General features: G+C 64.9%; 16 protein-coding genes. 9 read left to right on the top strand and 7 right to left on the bottom strand.

Annotation, left to right across the window (positions count from 1 at the left end):
- Nucleotides 1-122: 122 nt before the first annotated feature.
- From ACODRZ_RS07745 to ACODRZ_RS07765, 5 genes are all read left to right on the top strand, one after another.
- Nucleotides 123-1,184: a class I SAM-dependent methyltransferase gene (locus ACODRZ_RS07745; RefSeq protein WP_488969285.1), complete on the top strand. Its 1,062-nt coding sequence runs from the start codon at nt 123-125 to the stop codon at nt 1,182-1,184.
- Nucleotides 1,181-1,468: a hypothetical protein gene (locus tag ACODRZ_RS07750; RefSeq protein ID WP_488969286.1), complete on the top strand. Its 288-nt coding sequence runs from the start codon at nt 1,181-1,183 to the stop codon at nt 1,466-1,468. The genes ACODRZ_RS07745 and ACODRZ_RS07750 overlap by 4 nt, the downstream gene beginning before the upstream one ends.
- A 15-nt stretch (nt 1,469-1,483) precedes the next feature.
- Nucleotides 1,484-2,692: an MFS transporter gene (locus tag ACODRZ_RS07755; RefSeq protein WP_488969287.1), complete on the top strand. Its 1,209-nt coding sequence runs from the start codon at nt 1,484-1,486 to the stop codon at nt 2,690-2,692.
- Between the two features lie 109 nt (nt 2,693-2,801).
- Nucleotides 2,802-4,247 (top strand): MFS transporter, encoded by a 1,446-nt coding sequence (locus ACODRZ_RS07760; RefSeq protein ID WP_488969288.1) that lies wholly within the window; start codon nt 2,802-2,804, stop codon nt 4,245-4,247.
- A gap of 27 nt (nt 4,248-4,274) precedes the next feature.
- The gene (locus ACODRZ_RS07765) at nt 4,275-4,574 is read left to right on the top strand and encodes a hypothetical protein (RefSeq protein WP_488969289.1); all 300 of its coding nucleotides are present in this window, start codon (nt 4,275-4,277) and stop codon (nt 4,572-4,574) included.
- Nucleotides 4,575-4,644: 70 nt separating this feature from the next.
- Here the strand turns inward: ACODRZ_RS07765 and ACODRZ_RS07770 are convergent, their stop codons facing one another.
- Nucleotides 4,645-5,760 (bottom strand): class I SAM-dependent methyltransferase, encoded by a 1,116-nt coding sequence (locus ACODRZ_RS07770; RefSeq protein WP_488969290.1) that lies wholly within the window; start codon nt 5,758-5,760, stop codon nt 4,645-4,647.
- A 230-nt stretch (nt 5,761-5,990) separates the two neighbouring features.
- On the opposite strand from ACODRZ_RS07770, the gene ACODRZ_RS07775 reads away from it, so the two are divergent.
- Nucleotides 5,991-6,446, top strand: coding sequence for a nuclear transport factor 2 family protein (locus ACODRZ_RS07775; protein ID WP_488969291.1), 456 nt, complete (start codon nt 5,991-5,993; stop codon nt 6,444-6,446).
- Here ACODRZ_RS07775 and ACODRZ_RS07780 read toward each other — a convergent pair.
- The 5 genes from ACODRZ_RS07780 to ACODRZ_RS07800 form a co-directional block, all read right to left on the bottom strand.
- The gene (locus tag ACODRZ_RS07780) at nt 6,421-8,046 is read right to left on the bottom strand and encodes a GMC family oxidoreductase (protein WP_488969292.1); all 1,626 of its coding nucleotides are present in this window, start codon (nt 8,044-8,046) and stop codon (nt 6,421-6,423) included. The two genes, ACODRZ_RS07775 and ACODRZ_RS07780, sit on opposite strands and share 26 nt — an antisense overlap.
- 61 nt (nt 8,047-8,107) lie before the next feature.
- Nucleotides 8,108-10,636 (bottom strand): TonB-dependent receptor, encoded by a 2,529-nt coding sequence (locus ACODRZ_RS07785; protein ID WP_488969293.1) that lies wholly within the window; start codon nt 10,634-10,636, stop codon nt 8,108-8,110.
- 257 nt (nt 10,637-10,893) lie between these two features.
- Entirely contained in the window at nt 10,894-11,379 is a 486-nt protein-coding gene (locus ACODRZ_RS07790; protein WP_488969294.1) for a nuclear transport factor 2 family protein, read from the bottom strand.
- Nucleotides 11,363-12,712 carry an MFS transporter gene (locus ACODRZ_RS07795; RefSeq protein WP_488969295.1) on the bottom strand — a complete coding sequence of 450 codons (1,350 nt, stop codon included), beginning with the start codon at nt 12,710-12,712 and terminating at the stop codon, nt 11,363-11,365. The genes ACODRZ_RS07790 and ACODRZ_RS07795 overlap by 17 nt, the downstream gene beginning before the upstream one ends.
- Nucleotides 12,709-14,025 carry a M24 family metallopeptidase gene (locus ACODRZ_RS07800; protein WP_488969296.1) on the bottom strand — a complete coding sequence of 439 codons (1,317 nt, stop codon included), beginning with the start codon at nt 14,023-14,025 and terminating at the stop codon, nt 12,709-12,711. The genes ACODRZ_RS07795 and ACODRZ_RS07800 overlap by 4 nt, the downstream gene beginning before the upstream one ends.
- A 354-nt stretch (nt 14,026-14,379) precedes the next feature.
- On the opposite strand from ACODRZ_RS07800, the gene ACODRZ_RS07805 reads away from it, so the two are divergent.
- Nucleotides 14,380-15,144 carry an IclR family transcriptional regulator domain-containing protein gene (locus tag ACODRZ_RS07805; RefSeq protein WP_488969402.1) on the top strand — a complete coding sequence of 255 codons (765 nt, stop codon included), beginning with the start codon at nt 14,380-14,382 and terminating at the stop codon, nt 15,142-15,144.
- 21 nt (nt 15,145-15,165) lie between these two features.
- Here ACODRZ_RS07805 and ACODRZ_RS07810 read toward each other — a convergent pair whose 3' ends face one another.
- Nucleotides 15,166-15,948 carry an IclR family transcriptional regulator domain-containing protein gene (locus tag ACODRZ_RS07810; RefSeq protein ID WP_488969297.1) on the bottom strand — a complete coding sequence of 261 codons (783 nt, stop codon included), beginning with the start codon at nt 15,946-15,948 and terminating at the stop codon, nt 15,166-15,168.
- A gap of 113 nt (nt 15,949-16,061) precedes the next feature.
- On the opposite strand from ACODRZ_RS07810, the gene ACODRZ_RS07815 reads away from it, so the two are divergent.
- The gene (locus ACODRZ_RS07815; protein WP_488969298.1) at nt 16,062-16,748 is read left to right on the top strand and encodes a 3-oxoacid CoA-transferase subunit A; all 687 of its coding nucleotides are present in this window, start codon (nt 16,062-16,064) and stop codon (nt 16,746-16,748) included.
- 14 nt (nt 16,749-16,762) lie between these two features.
- Complete coding sequence (locus ACODRZ_RS07820) at nt 16,763-17,419, top strand: 3-oxoacid CoA-transferase subunit B (RefSeq protein WP_488969299.1); 657 nt, start codon at nt 16,763-16,765, stop codon at nt 17,417-17,419.
- Nucleotides 17,420-17,457 lie beyond the last annotated feature (38 nt).

Genomic DNA, 17,457 nt, shown 5'->3' on the forward strand with positions numbered 1-17,457 from the left:
CGAATGCCCGGCCCCGCCTCTGTTCATCTGTTGAACAGAGGCGATCATAACGCGCGCCATTTAACCGGTTTGCCGTCAATCCTGCGCCCCTGGAGGGCTAGATGACACGACAGGCAGGAGGCATGAACACTTCGCTCACCCCCGTTCTCAAACAGCGGGGCAGGGCATCGGTCGATTTCCTGGTGCATTTCGGTCGCGGATCGCAGGCCGTGCGGAGGCAGGTCGACCGCGAAATTGCCGTCGCCGTTCCCGATCCCTCGACACTCCCGGACGATCTCGACGAGCGCGGCCGATGGATGGAAGACACCATGGCCGCAAGCCGTGCCTGGCGCGTATCGCAGGCGGTAGGCGAATGGCATTCCACGATGCACGGCCTGATCGCACGTGAGGCTTTCGAGGAAGCCCTGCCCGACCTCGAACCCGTGATTGCCCGCTTCCAGACGGGCGGGCCGGCCACGCTCGAACCTGCCGCTCATGACGAGGCGCCGCCGTTCTACTGGCAAGGGGTGAACTTCCACCGCACCGCAGGCGGATGGGAAGACCATCCGTTGCAAGGTTACATCCATGGCGAAATCGTCCACCGCCGACTGGTCGAGGCGATGTACCCCGGCGGCATCTTCCTCCAGCGACGCGCGATCGCGGCGATGCCTCCGCGCGACAACTATGCGCGCATCCTCGACATGGGTGCGTCCACCGGACACTTCACCGCAGCGCTTCAGGAAACCTACCCGGCGGCACGGATCACCGGCGTGGATCTGTCCCTGCGTACACTCGAACATGCGCAGCGGGTGGCCAATGCCCGCGGCTGGGCGTGGCGACTCCATCAGCGCCCGGCGGAGCGCACCGGCTTCGCCGACGGCGCGTTCGATCTCGTTGCTTCCTACATTCTGCTCCACGAACTCCCGGCCAAGGTGATCCGCGCCGTCTTCGCCGAAGCGTTCCGCGTCCTGGAGCCCGGTGGCGACATGATCATGAGCGACGTCACCCGCTATGCCGACATGGATCGGCTCGGCGTATGGCGTACCGACAGCGGCGCCCGCTACGGCGGCGAGCCGTACTGGCGCGAATCCGCCAGCCTCGACCTTGCCGAAGTCGCCCGTGAGGCAGGCTTCGTCGATGTCAACGCCGCCGGCCTTGGCCCGCGCGCCTATCCTCACGTTGTCCAGGGCCGCAAGCCGCTATGATCGACGCCGACCCGAAGAGCTACAACCACCCCAGGCGCAGCACGCTCACCGAAGCGGACAGCGGGCACCTTGCCGCCGGGCTGATCGCGCTCACGCGCGAGGTATGGGTGCTGGCCGATCGCATGGCCGTGACCGAGGAGGTGCTCGCCCGACGCGGTATCGATATTCGCGCCGAGATCGACGCTTTCCAGCCGGACGCGGAATTCCAGGCGAGGCTCAACCGGATGGGAGAACGCCTTGTCGCTCAGGTCGTCAACGCCGTGGGCGGCATCGGCAACGACTGAGGCCAGGCCCGATCCATGACCGACAGTACGCTGGCCGCCGCCTCGCGGGGCCGCGCCCTTTTCACGATCACGCTGGTCAACTTCGTCTCGCTGGCGGGGTTCGGGCTGATGTTCCCGGTCTTTGCCGTCTACGGACGTCAGATCGGTGCGAGCGGTATCGAGATCGCGGGCACCGTCGCCGCCTTCTCCTTCGGCGGATTCCTGTCCAGCCCGATATGGGGCCGCCTATCCGACCGATACGGACGCCGCAATGTCATGTTCGCGGGGCTGGCGATCGGGGCACTGGTCTATGTCCTGCACATCTATGCGACCACGCCCGCCACGCTTCTGGTGGTGCGCTTCGTCAGCGGGCTGACCAACGGGTGCTTCTCGATCACCTTCGCCGTCGCATCGGACATATCGACGCGGCAGACGCGCACCCGCGACATGGGCATCGTCAGCTCCGGCTTCTCGCTGGGGTTCATCTTCGGCCCTGCGATCGGTGGGTTCGCATCAAGCATCACCGGGCAGGAGCACGCCTTCGTGTTCGTATCGCTGGTCGGCGCAGCAATGGGCCTGCTGGCGGCTGCGGTGACGTGGTTTCTCCTGCCGGAAACCGGGACGAGGCACGATCCCGTAACTGCATCCCAAGCGATCGGCAGCCTGACGCTGCTGCGCCTTCCCGCCTTCGCCACGCTGACGTTCATATCGTTTCTGGCGTCGGCGGCCTTCTCCAAGCTGGAGGCGATCCTCGGGCTGTTCGCCGACGACGTGCTGGGGTTCGATCCCTTGCGCATCGGCCTCATGTTCGGCGGCATGGGGATCGTCACCACCATCACCCAGCTGGCAGTGACCGGCCCGGCTTCGCGGCGACTCGGCGATCGGGGAACGATGCTGGTGGCACTCGGGACGATCGGCGTAGGAATGCTGGTGCTTGGCTGCGCGCACGAGGTGACCGTGGCCGGGATCGGGCTGACCTTCACTTCGCTCGGCTTCGGACTGCTCAATCCGGCGCTGTCCGGCTTGACCTCGCTCGCCACGCCTGCCAGCGCACAGGGGATGGGGCTGGGCCTCGTACAGGCGGCCAATTCGCTTGGAAGAGTGTTCGGGCCACTGATGGCGGGGCCGCTCTACGACCTGCTGGGGCCGCCCGCTCCGCTGCTGTGGGGCGCCGCGATGTTCGCTGGCACACTCGTCGCGGCCTGCCTGTTTCCGGTCGTCGCCACACAGGATCCGGCCGGGTAGGTCACCCTCGATCGAGGCTGCAATTTCAGCAGGTGAACAGCCCGCGAAACGCCGTTCGACTTCGTCCGCCATCGCCCGCCTAATCGGCGCCTGATCGATGGAGAAGCGAATGAGCGATGCGGCAGAACTTGTACTGGAGGTAACGCCGCCGCCCGTCGTGACCGAGCTTCCCCCACCTCGGAGCGACACCGGGCCGGTTCAGCTCAGCCGCGCCGACCTTGTCGCCTATGGCCTTGCTGCTTTCGGGCCAGGCCTGCTGCTCAATCCGATGACGCTCTATGTCCCGCAGATCTACGCCAAGGAGTTCGGCATCAGCCTCGCCGCGCTCGGCACGGCGCTGGTGGTGCTGCGCATCGTCAACGCCTTTACCGACCAGGTCATCGGCTATGTCTCCGACCGCACGCGCACTCGCTGGGGTGCGCGCAAGCCGGCGATCGCGGTCGGCGCGGCGCTGGTGCTGGTCGCGGCGTTCTTCCTGCTGCGCCCGCCGCCGATGGCCGGCCTTGCCTACCTCGTCGGATGGAAGATCCTCTACGACTTCGCCTATACCCTGGGGGACATTAACTACACATCGTGGGGCGCGGAGCTTTCCAGCAACTACGATACCCGCTCGCGCATCACGGGGATGCGGGGGCTGGTAAGCCAGATCGGCAACCTCTGCAACGACGCCCTGCCGATCATCCTGGCCTGGGCCGGACTGGTGGCGACATCGGCCTACTCGATCCCGGTGCTGGGATACTTCTTCGTCGTCGCGGTGATCGTCATTCCGCTGACCACCGCCATCAGCCTCGCACGGGCACCGCAGGGCACCGCACCGCCGGTCGAGCGCCCGGCCTTCTGGACCTTCCTGCACAGCGTTCGCGGCAATCGGCCGCTCTGGCTATACCTTGCCGCGTTCTGCCTCGGCGGGATGGGGCTCGGCACGCTGCAGATCATGTTCACGTTCTATGACGGCTACCTGCGGCTGGGCTCATGGTATCCCTACCTCATGACGGTCTTCGCGATCACGATGGCGGGCACGACGCCGCTGTGGTCGTGGATGGCCCGGCGCATCGGCAAGCATCGCGCCTACGTGGTGTCGGTCGTGATCGTCAGCCTGGCGACACAGGGCTACTGGTTCCTCGATCCCGACACGCTGACGCAGGAGTTCATCGTTTCGGTCAGCATGGTGATCGTGTTCTTCATCGGCATGGGGGCGAGCGCCGTCATGGTCCTGTCGCCGGCGATCCTGGCCGACGTGGTGGACTATGGCCGCCTGCGCACGCGCGAACAACGCACCGGCAGCTACTATGCGTTCTACATGCTGACCAGCAAGATCGCGACGGCCATCGGCGCAGGGATGGCCTTCCTGCTGCTGAGCGCATTCGGCTACGACGCCTCGGCCGGTGCGGTGAACACGGGGACCACCGCTTTCGGCATACTGTTCACGGTCGCGGTGGTGCCCGCGATCCTCAAGGTCGGCGGCGGCCTCATCATCTGGAACTTCCCGATCGATCGGCGCCGCCACGCGATCATCGAACGCCGCCTTCTCCAGCGCGCTGGGCGCTGTGCCTGATCATTTCGAACCAAAGGAATTTGCGCGATGGCGAACGTCTATCTTGATGAAACCAATGTCGACGATCTCGGCCGCATGGTCACGACCCTGCTGTCCGAAATGTGGGTCATGCGTGACCGCATGCTGGTGATGGAGGAACTGCTGTCCCGCCAGGGCATCCTCGACAGCGCTACCATCGACGCCTTCGACTGGCCGCCGGAACAGGCGGACCGGGTCGAGGCCCTGCGCGACCAGATGGTCGGCTCGGTCCTGGGAGCGCCGCTGGGCGCGCGCGAGCGCCACGTTGACCAGATGCTGGCCCGGGCCGGATACGCCCGCCCCGGCTGAGTACCACGCAAGAAAAAGGGGGCGGACCGTTCGCAGGTCCGCCCCCTTTTTTACATGCCCTGCCAACGCCTCAAGGCTTAACGGCGCGCGTCACCCAGGGATAGCCGTGATCGCCCAGCGCATAGCCTTCGACATCCACGAAGCCGATCTCCCGCAGTTCGTCTTCCCAGTTGGCCAGGCAGGTCTCGCGGAAATAGGGTTCCTCGCGGTGGTCGTTGTCCCACTCCAGCAGGACTGCGTCGAAGATGTCCACCCCCCGGAACGGTGGGGGGTCGGAGATCACGATCTCGCCGCCGGAACGCAGCACGCGGAACACCTCGCGAAACATCTCGCGATTGACCCCGACGGGCGCCTCATGATGCAGCGCATAGCTGAAGACGCCGTCGATGCTGCCGTCAGCCTCGCCCGTGTCACGCGCGTCGCGCTGGCGCAGCGTCACCTTCATCCCCATGCGCTCGGCGATCCTGAACCCTTCTTCCAGTGTCTGCCCGTTAAGGTCGCAGCCGATCAGTTCGGCCTCGGGGAAGACGCGGTGGATCGCCATCAGCGTGAAGACCCCGCCGCAGCCGATCTCGAGAATGCGCTTGAGGTCGCCCTGCCGAAACTGGCGCACCACATCGACCCGCTGCGCGCCGATGTTGGAACTCGGAGGCACCGCCGCAAAGCCGCCATAACGAAACACCCGCCCGATCCCGCCGCCCTTCGCGCCGAGATCGTAGTCCTCGGCGCCATGGGGGGAGAGATGGTAATGGACGCCCTCGTAGTAGGCGGGCAACGGCGCATCGCCGTCAAGTTCGAGCGTGCCGCCCGCACCCGCGACCGGAGCGGAATCCTGCATAACGTGAAAATCGCGCATCTCCTCGACGGAGACGACGTTACGGCTCATCATCTCCTCGGCGACGTAGCGCTGGACGAACCGCTCCATGCGATGCACCGGGAGAGCGGACGCCACCCTGATCGCGCTGTCGACGCGCGCGGCGACCTCGTCGGCGCCGATGCCTCCGCCCTCGTGCTCGCGGGCAAGTTGCGCGCCCTGCTCGGTGGCAAGGAAGTCTTCCCGCGCGACCGAGCGCAGGCTGGTGGAGGAATACTTCAGCATCGCCGCCAAGGCGTCGAGGCCAGCCCGGCTGCGCTGCGTGATGGTGCTGGAATTCAGGTTCGACGCGGTGTTCGTCGGCGTGGTCATCGCCCCGGCTCCGTCATTGGTGAAACAGGATCGGGCGATAGTATTGCGCCGTCCGGAACCCGTCGCTGCCGCCCGTTTCCGATTTTCATCAGGCGAGAGGCCACAGCCGCAGCGCCGTCGACATTTCGGCAGATGAAAAGGCCGTCGATCCCACGTTTCTTCGGATCGGAGCGTGCCCCATGATCCTGCCATTCCCATCAGAACGAGGTCCATAGTCCATGAAACGCACGATGATCGGGGTCATCCTTACCGCCGCTTTCACTCCGGCTACACTGCATGCCCAGAGCGCTGCAGAGATCGAGACCGCCCGCAACGAGATCTGGGCGTTGGAACGCTCGATCTACGCCGGTCGGGCCAAAGGCGACCTCAGCAGCTACGCCGACAATCTCGCCAAGGGCTACCTCGCATGGCCGCCGGTCTCGGCCAGACCACTGGGCATGACGACGCTCAAGGCGAGCGCGGCAGTGACGCATACCTCGCAGGAGAAGCTGGAGATGACGTTCGTGGACTTCTCGATGAACGGGAACACGGCGGTCATCTACTACAACACGCACCGCACGCGCCGGGCGGACGGCACGCCCTGCGATGACCACTTCGACACTACGCACACCTGGCTCCGCGAGGACGGCAAGTGGCACGTCTTTGCCGGAATGGCCCGGATCACGCCTGGATCGGCCGCTCCCTGAAGCCGTCCGCCGGTGCGTCGCGGCCGCGGATCAGGTCCGCGGCGCGCTCGGCAAGGGCGAGTACCGCCGCATTGGTCATGGCCTGAGGGATAGAGGGCATGATCGAGGCGTCAACGATCCGCAGTCCCTCGACGCCGCGCACCCGGCATTCAGGATCGGTCACCGCAAGATCGTCGCACCCCATGCGACAGGTCGAGACGGGGTGGAAGAACGGTGAAGCCGTGCGGCGTATGTGCTGCGCCAGCGCCTTGCGATCGCGCACATCGGGACCGGGGTGGATTTCCGCTGCCACCCATTCGCGCAGCGCCGGCTGGGAAAGGATGTCACGGCTGATCTCGAATGCATCGACCAGAGCCTCGACATCCTGCGCCTCGGCCAGATAGTTCGGATTGATCCGCAGTTCTCCTGCTTCGGCCAGCGTCAGCGAACCCACCGATCGCGGCGCCATCAGCGCGGGGACGAAGGAAAAACTATCCGGCGGCGGCGCGCCCAGCTCGGGGCTGAGGAACGGCACCGTCAGCCCCATAATCTGCAAGTCCGGCACCTCATCCATGAAGCGGCTGCCCGTGATCACCAGCGCTTCGCAATGGTTGAAGCGGGATGCCGGAACGGGCCGGCGTGCATGCAGGAGCAGCCCAGGCACCAGCGGGTGATCCTGCAGGTTGCGGCCAATTTCCGGGCTGTCAAGCACTACCGGGACGCCCCGAGCCGACAGCATCGCGGGATTGCCCAGGCCCGAGAGCATCAACAGGCGCGGTGTGTCGATCGCACCAGCGCTCAGGATCACCTCGCCAACCCGGCCGAGCGTGATCGCTCCGTCCGAAGTGCGCACCTCGACCCCGGTGCAGACCTGTCCGGCGAACACCAGCCGCCGCGCGGCCGCGCCGGTCGCGATGCACAGATTGGGGCGATCGCGAACAGGTTCCACGAAGGCCGTGGCGGCCGTGTCGCGGCAGCCGTCCCGGATGGTCAGCTGGGTCCAGACCGTGCCGTCGCAGCGCGCCGCGTTCCAGTCGGGATTGGCTTCATGACCAGCCGAAATGCCCGCCTCGTAAATGGCGATCGATAGGGGATTGCGCTTGCTCACATCACTAATGCGCAGCACGCTCAGCGGCCCGTCTTGTCCGCGATAGGCAGGATCGCCCGAGGACGCGGTTTCCAGCCGGCGAAAGTAGGGCAGCAGGCTCTTGCCGCTCCAGCCCGCGTCTCCCGTGGCCTGCGCCCACCGGTCGTAGGCCTGCAACGGTCCGCGCTGGAAGCCGAGGGCATTGATCAGCGTCGATCCGCCAAGCCCCTTTCCGCGCGGCTGCGCAACGCTCCGGCCTTGCAGGCCGGACTGCGGCGTCGAGGCGTAGTTCCAGTCACTAGCCCCACCTGCGAGACCGGGCCATGCGGGGGGCGACCTGATCGCGGGATCCATTGCGACCTCCCCGGCCTCCAGCAGCAAAACCCGGCGGCCGGCGTCCTCGGAAAGTCGCCGGGCCAGCACGCAACCCGCCGAGCCGCCGCCCACGATGACATGGTCCCAACTCGTAGCCGCAAGAAGGTCCGGATCAACCGGCTGACCGCCAATGGTGACGTGCATTCGTGGAAGCGCCATGATCCGTCTCATTCAAATGCGACACCGGCCCGAAGCCATTCCGCGCCGGTGTCGCCGATACTCAGAAGTTGAAGCGGCCGCGTAGGCCGAACTGGCGTTTGTCGGCAGCGAAGGCCGCCATCGACAGGCCGCCCGAAGGCAGCGCCTGCGTATCGCCGCCCGACTGCGCCGACTGGATGGAGCGGTTGTCGAACAGATTGGTGACGAAGAAAATGATCGAATAGCGATCGTTCTCCACGCCGGCGCGCAGATCGACATTGGCATAAGGCGCGTACCAGTAGCTGTTCGTGTTGTCCTGATAGCGACGGCTGCGATACTGGATGTCGCTCTCCAGCAGCAGGTCGAGATCGCCCGTCAGCGGCGCGCGATAGTTCAGGCTGCCCACCGCCGAGTGACGCGCCGAGGCTTCGAGCCGGTTGCCGTCGAGGTTGACGAAGCAGCCCTTGAGGTTGCCTTCGGTGCGGATGGTACAGCCGCCCGCCAGCGCGATCGTGATCGGGCTCGTCGAGGGCAAATCGTAATCGGTGTAGCGCGCATCAAGATAGGTATACCCGACCGAGAAGGTCAGGCCCGGCGCGATGACGCCCGCCAGTTCCACTTCGGCGCCGTCGATCCGCGCGCCGCCGACGTTCTGTACGAGGCTGACGTTGCCCTGCGGGTTGACGCTGAAGTCCACCGGCACCAGCGTCGATTCCTGCTTGTCCTTGTAGTCCATCCGGAAGATCGAGGCGTTGAACCGCAGCCGCCGGTTTAACAGGCTCGACTTGAAGCCGATCTCGTAGTTGTTGAGCTTTTCGGTGCCGAACGCCGCATCGTCCGGGTTCGGCGTCTGGACCTGCGACATGCCCGCCGGCTTGATCCCGCGCGAGAACGAGCCGTAGAACATGAGATCCGGATTGACCTTGTAGGTCAGTCCCACCTTTGGCGCGAAGTAGTTGGTCGAAGTGCTCGCCTCGAACACGCTGCCGGTCAGCGCGAAGGGATAAACCCCGTTCACCGCCGTCGTCGAGATGGCGATGCTGCGGGCGAAGAGATAGTCGTACTTCTCCTTGCCGTAGCGGCCTTCGGCAGAGATCGTCAGCTGATCGGTCAGGTCGTATTCGGCGAGGGCGTAGGCCGAATAGTGCTCGGTCGTGCGGCCCTGATCCTGCGCCGGACCATAGCCTCCCAGCAGCGCGAGGTTGGAATAGATGTTGACCGGCTGCCCGCCCGCACTGAACCCGGCGTTGGAGATGCTGCCCAGCTTCTGCTTCACGTCCTCCCACCAGTAGAGGCCGCCCACGGCCCAGCGGAAGCCGCTGCTGGTCTGGTCGCCGATGCGCACTTCCTGGCTGAACTGCTTGGTCAGCGTCGCGGCGTCGAAGAAGAAGAAGCCGGTCGCGATGCCGTCTTCGGGCACTTCGGCAAGCTGCGTCACGCCCGCCTGCGTATAGGACGTCAAGGGACGGCCGAAGAAGTCCGCATCCTGCCGCTGACGCGAACGCGAGCGGGTGAAACCGGTCCAGGTCGAGACCGTGATGTTGTCGCTCACCGCGAATTCGCCGCGCAGGCTGGAGAGGAACGTTTTGACATGCGTTCCGGGGAAGTCCTCGCCCGTCGCCGGATCGGCCGATAGCATGACGCGCCCGATGCCCTTGCCGATCTTGCCGCGCTGCGCGACGTAAGCGGTAGAACCGATCGTCGTCTGCGGTGCGCCGATGATGCCGACCTGCTGCCCCGCGACATCCGAAGGCAAGGCGATCGTCTCGCGCATGTCCACCTCGGGAGCGCCGCCGATGTAATACTGCGGGCGCACTTCGTAAGTGTCGTCGGAATAGCTTGCCCGGGCAACCAGCTTCACGTCGCTGGACGGCTGGAACTTGGCAGCCACCGCGCCGCCCTTGGATTCATAGCCGCCGATACGCTTGCCGGTGACGTCGTTGTCGTAGAACCCGTCGAAGTAGGAATAGGCCCCGTTGAAGCGGAACGACAGTGTATCCGTAGCCGGCAGGTTGATCGCGCCGCGCAGTTCGGCCTGGCTGTAGGTCGCGACTTCGCCGCTGACGTAGCCTTCGACCCGGTCGCTGGTCGGCTCCTTGCTGATGTAGTTGATCGCGCCGCCGAAGGCCACGCGGCCGTAAAGCGCCGATTGCGGCCCCTTCACCACCTCGATGCGCTCAAGATCGACCAGCTTCATGTTCGCCAGGTTGCCGCCGCCTGCCGACGCGATGGACTCCGAGGATATGTCGATCCCGTCGAGCAGGATGCCGACAGGCGGACGTCCGCGCGTGGCGGGGAGGCCGCGAATGTTCGGGCGCACGTCCTGCTGGACGAAACCCTTGTCCATGAAGATGCCGGGCGTCTGCTTCACGACATCGGCCATGTCGCGAATGCCCTTGTTCTCGATCGCGTCGGCGCCAAACGCCTGCACCGTCAACGGTACGGACTGCAGCGTCTCCTCGCGGCGGCGCGCGGTGACGGTGATCTCGGTCAGCTGGCCGCCCTCCTCTGCCCTTGGCGCAGAAGCGCTGTCCTGCGCAAGCGCAGTCCCGGCGTATGCATGAGCAAGGGCGATGACGCTCGCCGCGCGCATGATGGCGTACTTCTTCATGGATTCAGCCCCTTTGGATATGATTGTTCTGGACCGGAGTGTCGGTCGTCCCCGGCCAAGGCGCTTGCGCCGGCTGCGGAACACGAGGGCGAAGTTCGCCCGAGGGGCGCAAACCGCCAACTCGTTCGCATCGAGATATTCTTATCGTGGATACTTGCCGGGCAGATTTTGCGTCTCGGCATTCACCTGCCGAATATGACGAAACACCGGACCGCGTCGTACGCGGCCCGGTGTCGTCTTTTACGCTTGCCTAAAGTTCAGCTCAGCGGGCAGCCGTGCATCGGGCGGGACATGCTCGCCAGCACTTTCCACTCGCCATCGGTTTTCTGCCACACGTGGATATTGTCGTAAGTCTGGTCGACCACGGTGCCGTCAGGCATGCGCGTGCGGTGGTTCTGGTAGTAAATGATCGCGGTATCGCCCGAGAGGCTGAAGTCACGGAAGGTAGTCACGATCACTTCCTTGTCGCGCCCGCGCATCGCCTGCTTGCCCGCGCGCAGCTTGTCGATGCGGAATGGGGCGGGCGTCCCCGCCGTCCAGGCGAGGAAGTTGGGCGAGGCGTTGTCGACGTAGAAGTCCACCATGCCCTTGCTGCGGCCCTCGTAGATGGCCATTTCCTTCGCCCAGATGATGCGCTGGACTGCGGCGGCCTCGCTGGCCTTGCTGAAGCCGTGCGCGGCGAACAGCCCCGCCGATGCCGCCAGAACCCCCGTTGCGAGGGTCAGTTTACGATGGAAACGCATTGTCGATCCCCTGTCGAGAAAGGATTTCAGGCACCCGCGCGCGGTAGGCAAAGTAGCCCAGCAGGTAGAGCGCAGCCGCACAAGTCAGTGCGGGCAGGCAGATCTGCGTCAGGGCGAGCCCGAGCGCGTGGCCGTCCTCTGCTCCGCCACCCCGCACGGCGGCGACGAGATAGGGGCCGAGCGTCTGGCCGGTAATGGTGTTGAACAGGCCGAAAAGAGAGACGCAAATGCCCCGCATGTTGCCCGGCACCAGTTCCTGCACTCCGGTCACCATGCCGGTGCCGATCATCGGCATGAAGAAGCTCACGAGGCCCAGCGTCATGATCGCGGTCGCAGGCGTCGGCATGAAAACCATCAGCGTGGCCGGGAACAGCAGCGCCGAAACCGCGAAGAGATAGAGGAACTTGCCGCCGGGATGCCCCTTACGTGATACCGCATCGACGATCACTCCCGCCAGCAGCGCGCCAAGCGTGCCGAGCACCATGCCGACGGAGCCCTGCCACTGTCCGACCTCTGCCGGCTCCATCGCGAAACGGCGCATCAGGTACGTAGCGCCCCATGCGTTGATGCTGTAGGTCATCATGACAAGCATCGCGAAGCCGCCGTAGAACGGCACGAACACCGTCCAGTTGCGCCCGAGATAGCCCAGCACTTGCGGGAACGGCACCCTTGCGACGGCACTGGCGGAACCGCGCCGCACAGGCTCTCGAAAGGTGAGCAGCAGCAGGATCACCGGTATGCCCAGCAGTCCGGAGAACAGGAACGCGACACGCCATGCGCTCAGCCCGTCGAGCAGGCCGATCCATGCGAAGTGTCCCGCCGGAACCGCGCTGACGATCGCGCCCGTCAGCATGATCGACAGCCCGCCTGCAAAGGACTGCCCCAGCAGATAGATGCTGATGGGCTTGCCACGCTGCTCGGGCGGGAACATGTCCCCGATCATCGAGACCGCACAAGGCGCCAGCGCCGCCTCGCCCAGCCCCACCAGCAGGCGCGCGGTGAACAATTCTCCGAACGATCCTGCCAGGCCGCCAAGGAAAGTCGCCGCGCTCCATACCGCGATGCCCACGATCAACAGTCGCCGCCGCGAGAACCGGTCCGCCATCAGCCCCAGAGGAATGCCCGCGACCGCATAGAACAACCCGAATGCCAGCCCCAGCAGCAGGCTGATCTGCACGTCCGAGATGCCAAGGTCACGCCGCACCGGATCGACCACCAGCGTCAGGATGCCCCGGTCGATCACCGAAACGATCGACGCCGCGAACATCGTCACGACGACCCACCAGGCCGTGAACCGGCTCGGATAGGCTTCTTCGGCGGCCTGCATGTTCATGCCGGCAGAATGCGAAGCGAGGTGTCGGTTGAAGACAGGCCCTCCGCCCCGTCGGCGCGCACGACCATCATGTCCTCGACATGGGAAGTGCCGTAGCCGATCTCGTGATAAGGCATGTCCATGGTGAACACGGTCCCTTCCTCGAACACCATGACGTCTTCGAAGTAGGCGGGATCATGCTCATGGCCCACCGGCCATGGCTGGTCGGTGTGCTCCAGCCCGACCGGGTGCGCGCCGCCCAACCCGCGCTCGAAACCGTGCTGGCGCAGCACGTCGCGGATGATCTCCGAGCCGCGCGCATAGGTCATGCCCGGACGCACTTCGGCATAGAACACTGCAAGCGCGGCGCTATTCGCCTCGGCCCGACGCGCCACTTCATCGGGCGGCGTACCGACGACGATCGTGCGACCGACATCGCCTTTGTAGCCCAGGTATTCGCCGACACTGTCGATCTTCGTCGGCTCGTCCTTCTCGACCACGCCGGAGTTTAGCCCGCGCTGGTTGACGATCAGCCACAGCGACTTGCCGCCCAGTTCCCCCCACTTGCGCTGGTGACCGAAGTCGATCTCCTGCAGCGGCTGGCCGACATGCATGGTCGCGATCGCCGCATCCAGCGCCGCCTCGTTGCGGATCGCCGCCTGGCGCAGGATCGCGATCTCGGGCTCTGACTTCACCATGCGGATCTCTCGGAAGATGTTGAGCGCATCGACGGCCTTGCCAAGGAAGTCCGCCCCCAGCACGCCGGGAACGCGCATGTCGTCGAAGCCCAGCGTCCCGCGCGTCAGCCCGGCCTTGGTCAGCGCATTCGCCAGAGACCCGCCCGCCGACGCGCCGGTCCTGCCCTCGTATTCGGCATATAGCGCCATCAGCAGCCGATCGCGGTCGGTCATGCTGTCATCGCGGATGGCTCTGGCCCAGGGGCTCGGCAGCGGTTCGGGAATGGCTCGCCCTCCCGCATCGGTGCCGATAGGATAGCTGAACACCTCGATATTGGGCATCCAGGTCGGGCGATAGTCGAGGTGGTAGACCATCGATCCGTTCAAGATCAGCGATGCCGGAGCCTCGCGATTGCGCGGCAATACCGCAAAACTCGAATAATGGCGCCCCATCATCGCCGAGATGCCGAGATGGCTGGAGAGATAGTAGATATTGCTGGGCAGCGCCGCGACGAGGCCGTCGAGCCCGTACTTGTCCATGATTCTGTCCGCCCGGTCGCGATGCACCAGCATCTCCCCTTGGCGGGTGTGCTCGATCAGCCTGGGCGCCAGCCATTTTGCCAGCGTTCGTTCACACAGGTCCGCACCATCAATCATCACCTAAACTCCTGACGGGCAGGCACGCGGGTTGAATGGCGCGTCGCCCATTGCCTTCGTCCGGGATGATCGACGCAGGGCGCAGGCGGGTCACGAAGAACCGAACGACTTATTCGTTAGCCGAAAATCAGGGGACAAGTCCTTGCATGAAAAGGCTTATCACGGCGCGAAGGCCAGACCGGACCGGTGGCAATATGCCATCAACCGCCGAATATCCGACTGGCGACCAGATTTGAATTCGTCATGAGCAATTTCAAAAAACTGTCGTGTCATCGCTCACGGACAGTCACGCCATACCGTCGGCATGAGGGCTATAGCCGGTCGGATGGGCCTGATAAAGGGTCAAGGCAGATGATGGAAAGCGGCGTTCCCATTCGCTCCGTAAGCCGGACACTGGGTGTACTTCGAACAATCAACGAGTTCGGCAGCGTTTCCATGTCGGAAATCGCGCGCCACGAGAATCTGCCCTACCCCACTGCGTTCCGCATCATGCAGACCCTGCTTCACGAGGGCATGATCGAGCGGGAGGACCGCAGCAAGCGCTACCGCCCCACTGCGCTGGTACAGTCTCTTGCCAGCGGCTACGAAGGCCAGAAACTGCGCACCGCTGCGCAGCCGCTGATGAGCGACCTGACGCGCGAGATCGGCTGGCCGGTGTTCCTTTCGGAGCGCGTCGGACGCCGCTTCGTGATACGCGCATCGACCCATCACGAAACCACGCTGACGTTCTTCAACTGGAAGCCCGGCTGCACTTTCCCGGTGCTCGGCAGCGTCACCGGCATGGCCTGGCTGGCCTACCAGTCCGAGAACTGTGCGCATGACCTGCTGCGCGGAGAGATGGACCCCGATACCCGCAACGACATGTTCGACGTCGAGGAACTTCTCCGCTCGCTGGAGCAGGTCCGCACCAAAGGCTATGCATGGCGCCCCTCGGTCTACGAGAGGAACGGAAAAACCGCCTCGCTGGCGATACCGATCATGCGCGACGGCAGCGTGGAGAACGTGCTCACCATGACCTATTTCGCTTCGGCCATGAAGGAGAGCGTCGCGATCGGGCGTTATCTCGACATGCTGCGCAGTTCTGCCGAGACGATCGCCGCGACCGCGCCGCTGCACTGACCTCCCGGCAATGGCGGTGTCTCAAACCGGGCGCAGGGCCGCCAGATCGCGCGCCACGCGGCGCAGTGCCGGCAAGTAGCGCGAGCGCAGGTCCGCCATCGAAACCCGGTCCGCCTGGGTGCCGATGTTGACCGCCGCGATCACGCGACCATCGACGATCACCGGCACGGCGATCGAGCGTAGCCCGCGTTCCAGTTCCTGATCGATGATCGCGTAGCCTTCCTGTGCAACGTGATCGAGTATTTCGAGAAGCACGGCAGGCTCGGTCGCGGTCAGGTCCGTGCGTGCGAACAGTTCGGTGCGGCGCAGGTAAGCCTGCTGCGCGGGACGATCGAGCCCCGCCAGGATCACGCGCCCCATCGAGGTGCAGTACAGCGGCAGGCGACTGCCCACCCGCAGCGCGATCGACATGATCCGCGACACCTCGGCACGGGCTACGTAGTAGACTTCGTCCTCCTCTATCACGCCCAGTGAGCAGGATTCGTGCAAATCGTCGCGCAACTGGTCCAGCAGCGGCTGCGCCCGCATCGCCAGGCTGCTTGACGAAAGATACGCGAAACCGAGCGCCAGCACCTTGGGCCGCAGCTCGTAGAGCGTCCCGTCCTGCACCGCATATCCCAGCCTGACGAGCGTATGCAGGCAGCGCTTTACCGCCGGGCGACTCAGCCCCGTCAAGCGCGCCGCCTGTGCGATCGTCATCGACCGTTCGCTGTCCGCAAAACAGCGCAGAACCGCCAGTCCCCGCGCCAGCGAGGTCATGAATTCGGGATCGCCCTTCGCGTCCAGTTGGCCGAAATCCTGCATCATAACACCTAAACAACCGATTACCGGACAATATCACGTTTACCGATTGACGCAACCTGCATGGAGGCAGACACGCAGGACCAACGTTCAACATAAAGCCTTTGGAGAGTCGGATGATCGACAAGGCCATCGACGGCGCCGCTGCGGCCGTCGCGGATATTCATGACGGCGCATCGGTGATGATCGGCGGTTTCGGCACCGCCGGTATGCCCGACGAACTGATCGACGCGCTGATCGCGCGCGGGGTGGGCGACCTCACCATCATCAACAACAACGCCGGAAACGGCGAGCATGGCGTCGCCGCGCTGATCCGTGAAGGGCGGGTGCGCAAGATCGTCTGCTCGTTCCCGCGCCAGTCGGATTCGCACCATTTCGATGCCGCCTACCGCGCCGGAAAGATCGAGCTGGAGCTGGTTCCGCAAGGCAATCTGGCCGCGCGCATCCAGGCTGCGGGCTCTGGCCTCGGCGCGATCTTCACGCCCACCGGCTACGGCACGCTGCTGGCCGAAGGCAAGGAAGTGCGCGAGATCGACGGCAAGAACTACGTTCTGGAATACCCGATCCAGGCCGACTTCGCGCTGATCAAGGCGCACAAGGGCGACCGCTGGGGCAACCTCGTGTTCCGCAAGACCGCGCGCAATTTCGGGCCGATCATGGCGATGGCGGCAAAGACCACCATCGCGCAGGTTTCGCAGATCGTGCCGCTGGGCGACATCGACCCCGAAGTGGTGGTGACGCCGGGCATCTTCGTGCAGCGCGTGGTTGAGATCGCACCTGCGCATGTCGCCGTAGCTGCCTGAAAGGAGAGGATAATATGAACCGCCTCAACCGCGACCAGATGGCCGCCCGCGTCGCCCGCGACATTCCCGAGGGCGCTTACGTCAACCTCGGCATCGGCCTGCCCACCAAGGTCGCCAACTACCTTCCTGCGGAGCGCGAGATCTTCCTGCAGAGCGAGAACGGGCTGCTCGGAATGGGGCCTGCGCCCGCACCCGGTGAGGAAGACTGGGAGCTGATAAATGCTGGAAAACAAGCAGTTACCCTGCTCACTGGCGGCTGCTTCTTCCACCACGCCGACAGCTTCGCGATGATGCGCGGCGGCCATCTGGACATCTGCGTGCTCGGCGCTTTCCAGGTTTCGGTGCACGGCGACCTCGCCAACTGGCACACCGGCGAGCCCGATGCGATCCCGGCAGTCGGCGGAGCGATGGACCTTGCCATCGGTGCCAAGCAAACCTTTGTGATGATGGAACTTCTGACCAAGCAGGGCGAGAGCAAGCTGGTGCAGAACTGCACCTATCCGCTGACCGGCCTTGGCTGCGCGTCGCGGGTCTACACCGACCTTGCGGTGTTCGACCTCGGCCCCTCCGGCGCGCGCGTGGTGGAGATGGTCGAGGGCCTCGAGATCGGGGAACTGCGCCGGATCACCGGCCTCGCCCTGACTTTCGCCAAGGACGCCGAGCCCGCCTGAGCGGACGGCACACAGCGGCACCCAACGGCACCTACAAG

Source organism: Novosphingobium sp. FG90, assembly GCF_057808725.1.

Excerpts from the sequence above, each read along its gene's own strand:
- ACODRZ_RS07745 (WP_488969285.1), top strand. The coding sequence starts at position 123 with ATGAACACTTCGCTCACCCCCGTTCTCAAACAGCGGGGCAGGGCATCG.
- ACODRZ_RS07750 (WP_488969286.1), top strand. The coding sequence starts at position 1,181 with ATGATCGACGCCGACCCGAAGAGCTACAACCACCCCAGGCGCAGCACG.
- ACODRZ_RS07755 (WP_488969287.1), top strand. The coding sequence starts at position 1,484 with ATGACCGACAGTACGCTGGCCGCCGCCTCGCGGGGCCGCGCCCTTTTC.
- ACODRZ_RS07760 (WP_488969288.1), top strand. The coding sequence starts at position 2,802 with ATGAGCGATGCGGCAGAACTTGTACTGGAGGTAACGCCGCCGCCCGTC.
- ACODRZ_RS07765 (WP_488969289.1), top strand. The coding sequence starts at position 4,275 with ATGGCGAACGTCTATCTTGATGAAACCAATGTCGACGATCTCGGCCGC.
- ACODRZ_RS07770 (WP_488969290.1), bottom strand. The coding sequence starts at position 5,760 with ATGACCACGCCGACGAACACCGCGTCGAACCTGAATTCCAGCACCATC.
- ACODRZ_RS07775 (WP_488969291.1), top strand. The coding sequence starts at position 5,991 with ATGATCGGGGTCATCCTTACCGCCGCTTTCACTCCGGCTACACTGCAT.
- ACODRZ_RS07780 (WP_488969292.1), bottom strand. The coding sequence starts at position 8,046 with ATGGCGCTTCCACGAATGCACGTCACCATTGGCGGTCAGCCGGTTGAT.
- ACODRZ_RS07785 (WP_488969293.1), bottom strand. The coding sequence starts at position 10,636 with ATGAAGAAGTACGCCATCATGCGCGCGGCGAGCGTCATCGCCCTTGCT.
- ACODRZ_RS07790 (WP_488969294.1), bottom strand. The coding sequence starts at position 11,379 with ATGCGTTTCCATCGTAAACTGACCCTCGCAACGGGGGTTCTGGCGGCA.
- ACODRZ_RS07795 (WP_488969295.1), bottom strand. The coding sequence starts at position 12,712 with ATGAACATGCAGGCCGCCGAAGAAGCCTATCCGAGCCGGTTCACGGCC.
- ACODRZ_RS07800 (WP_488969296.1), bottom strand. The coding sequence starts at position 14,025 with ATGATTGATGGTGCGGACCTGTGTGAACGAACGCTGGCAAAATGGCTG.
- ACODRZ_RS07805 (WP_488969402.1), top strand. The coding sequence starts at position 14,380 with ATGGAAAGCGGCGTTCCCATTCGCTCCGTAAGCCGGACACTGGGTGTA.
- ACODRZ_RS07810 (WP_488969297.1), bottom strand. The coding sequence starts at position 15,948 with ATGCAGGATTTCGGCCAACTGGACGCGAAGGGCGATCCCGAATTCATG.
- ACODRZ_RS07815 (WP_488969298.1), top strand. The coding sequence starts at position 16,062 with ATGATCGACAAGGCCATCGACGGCGCCGCTGCGGCCGTCGCGGATATT.
- ACODRZ_RS07820 (WP_488969299.1), top strand. The coding sequence starts at position 16,763 with ATGAACCGCCTCAACCGCGACCAGATGGCCGCCCGCGTCGCCCGCGAC.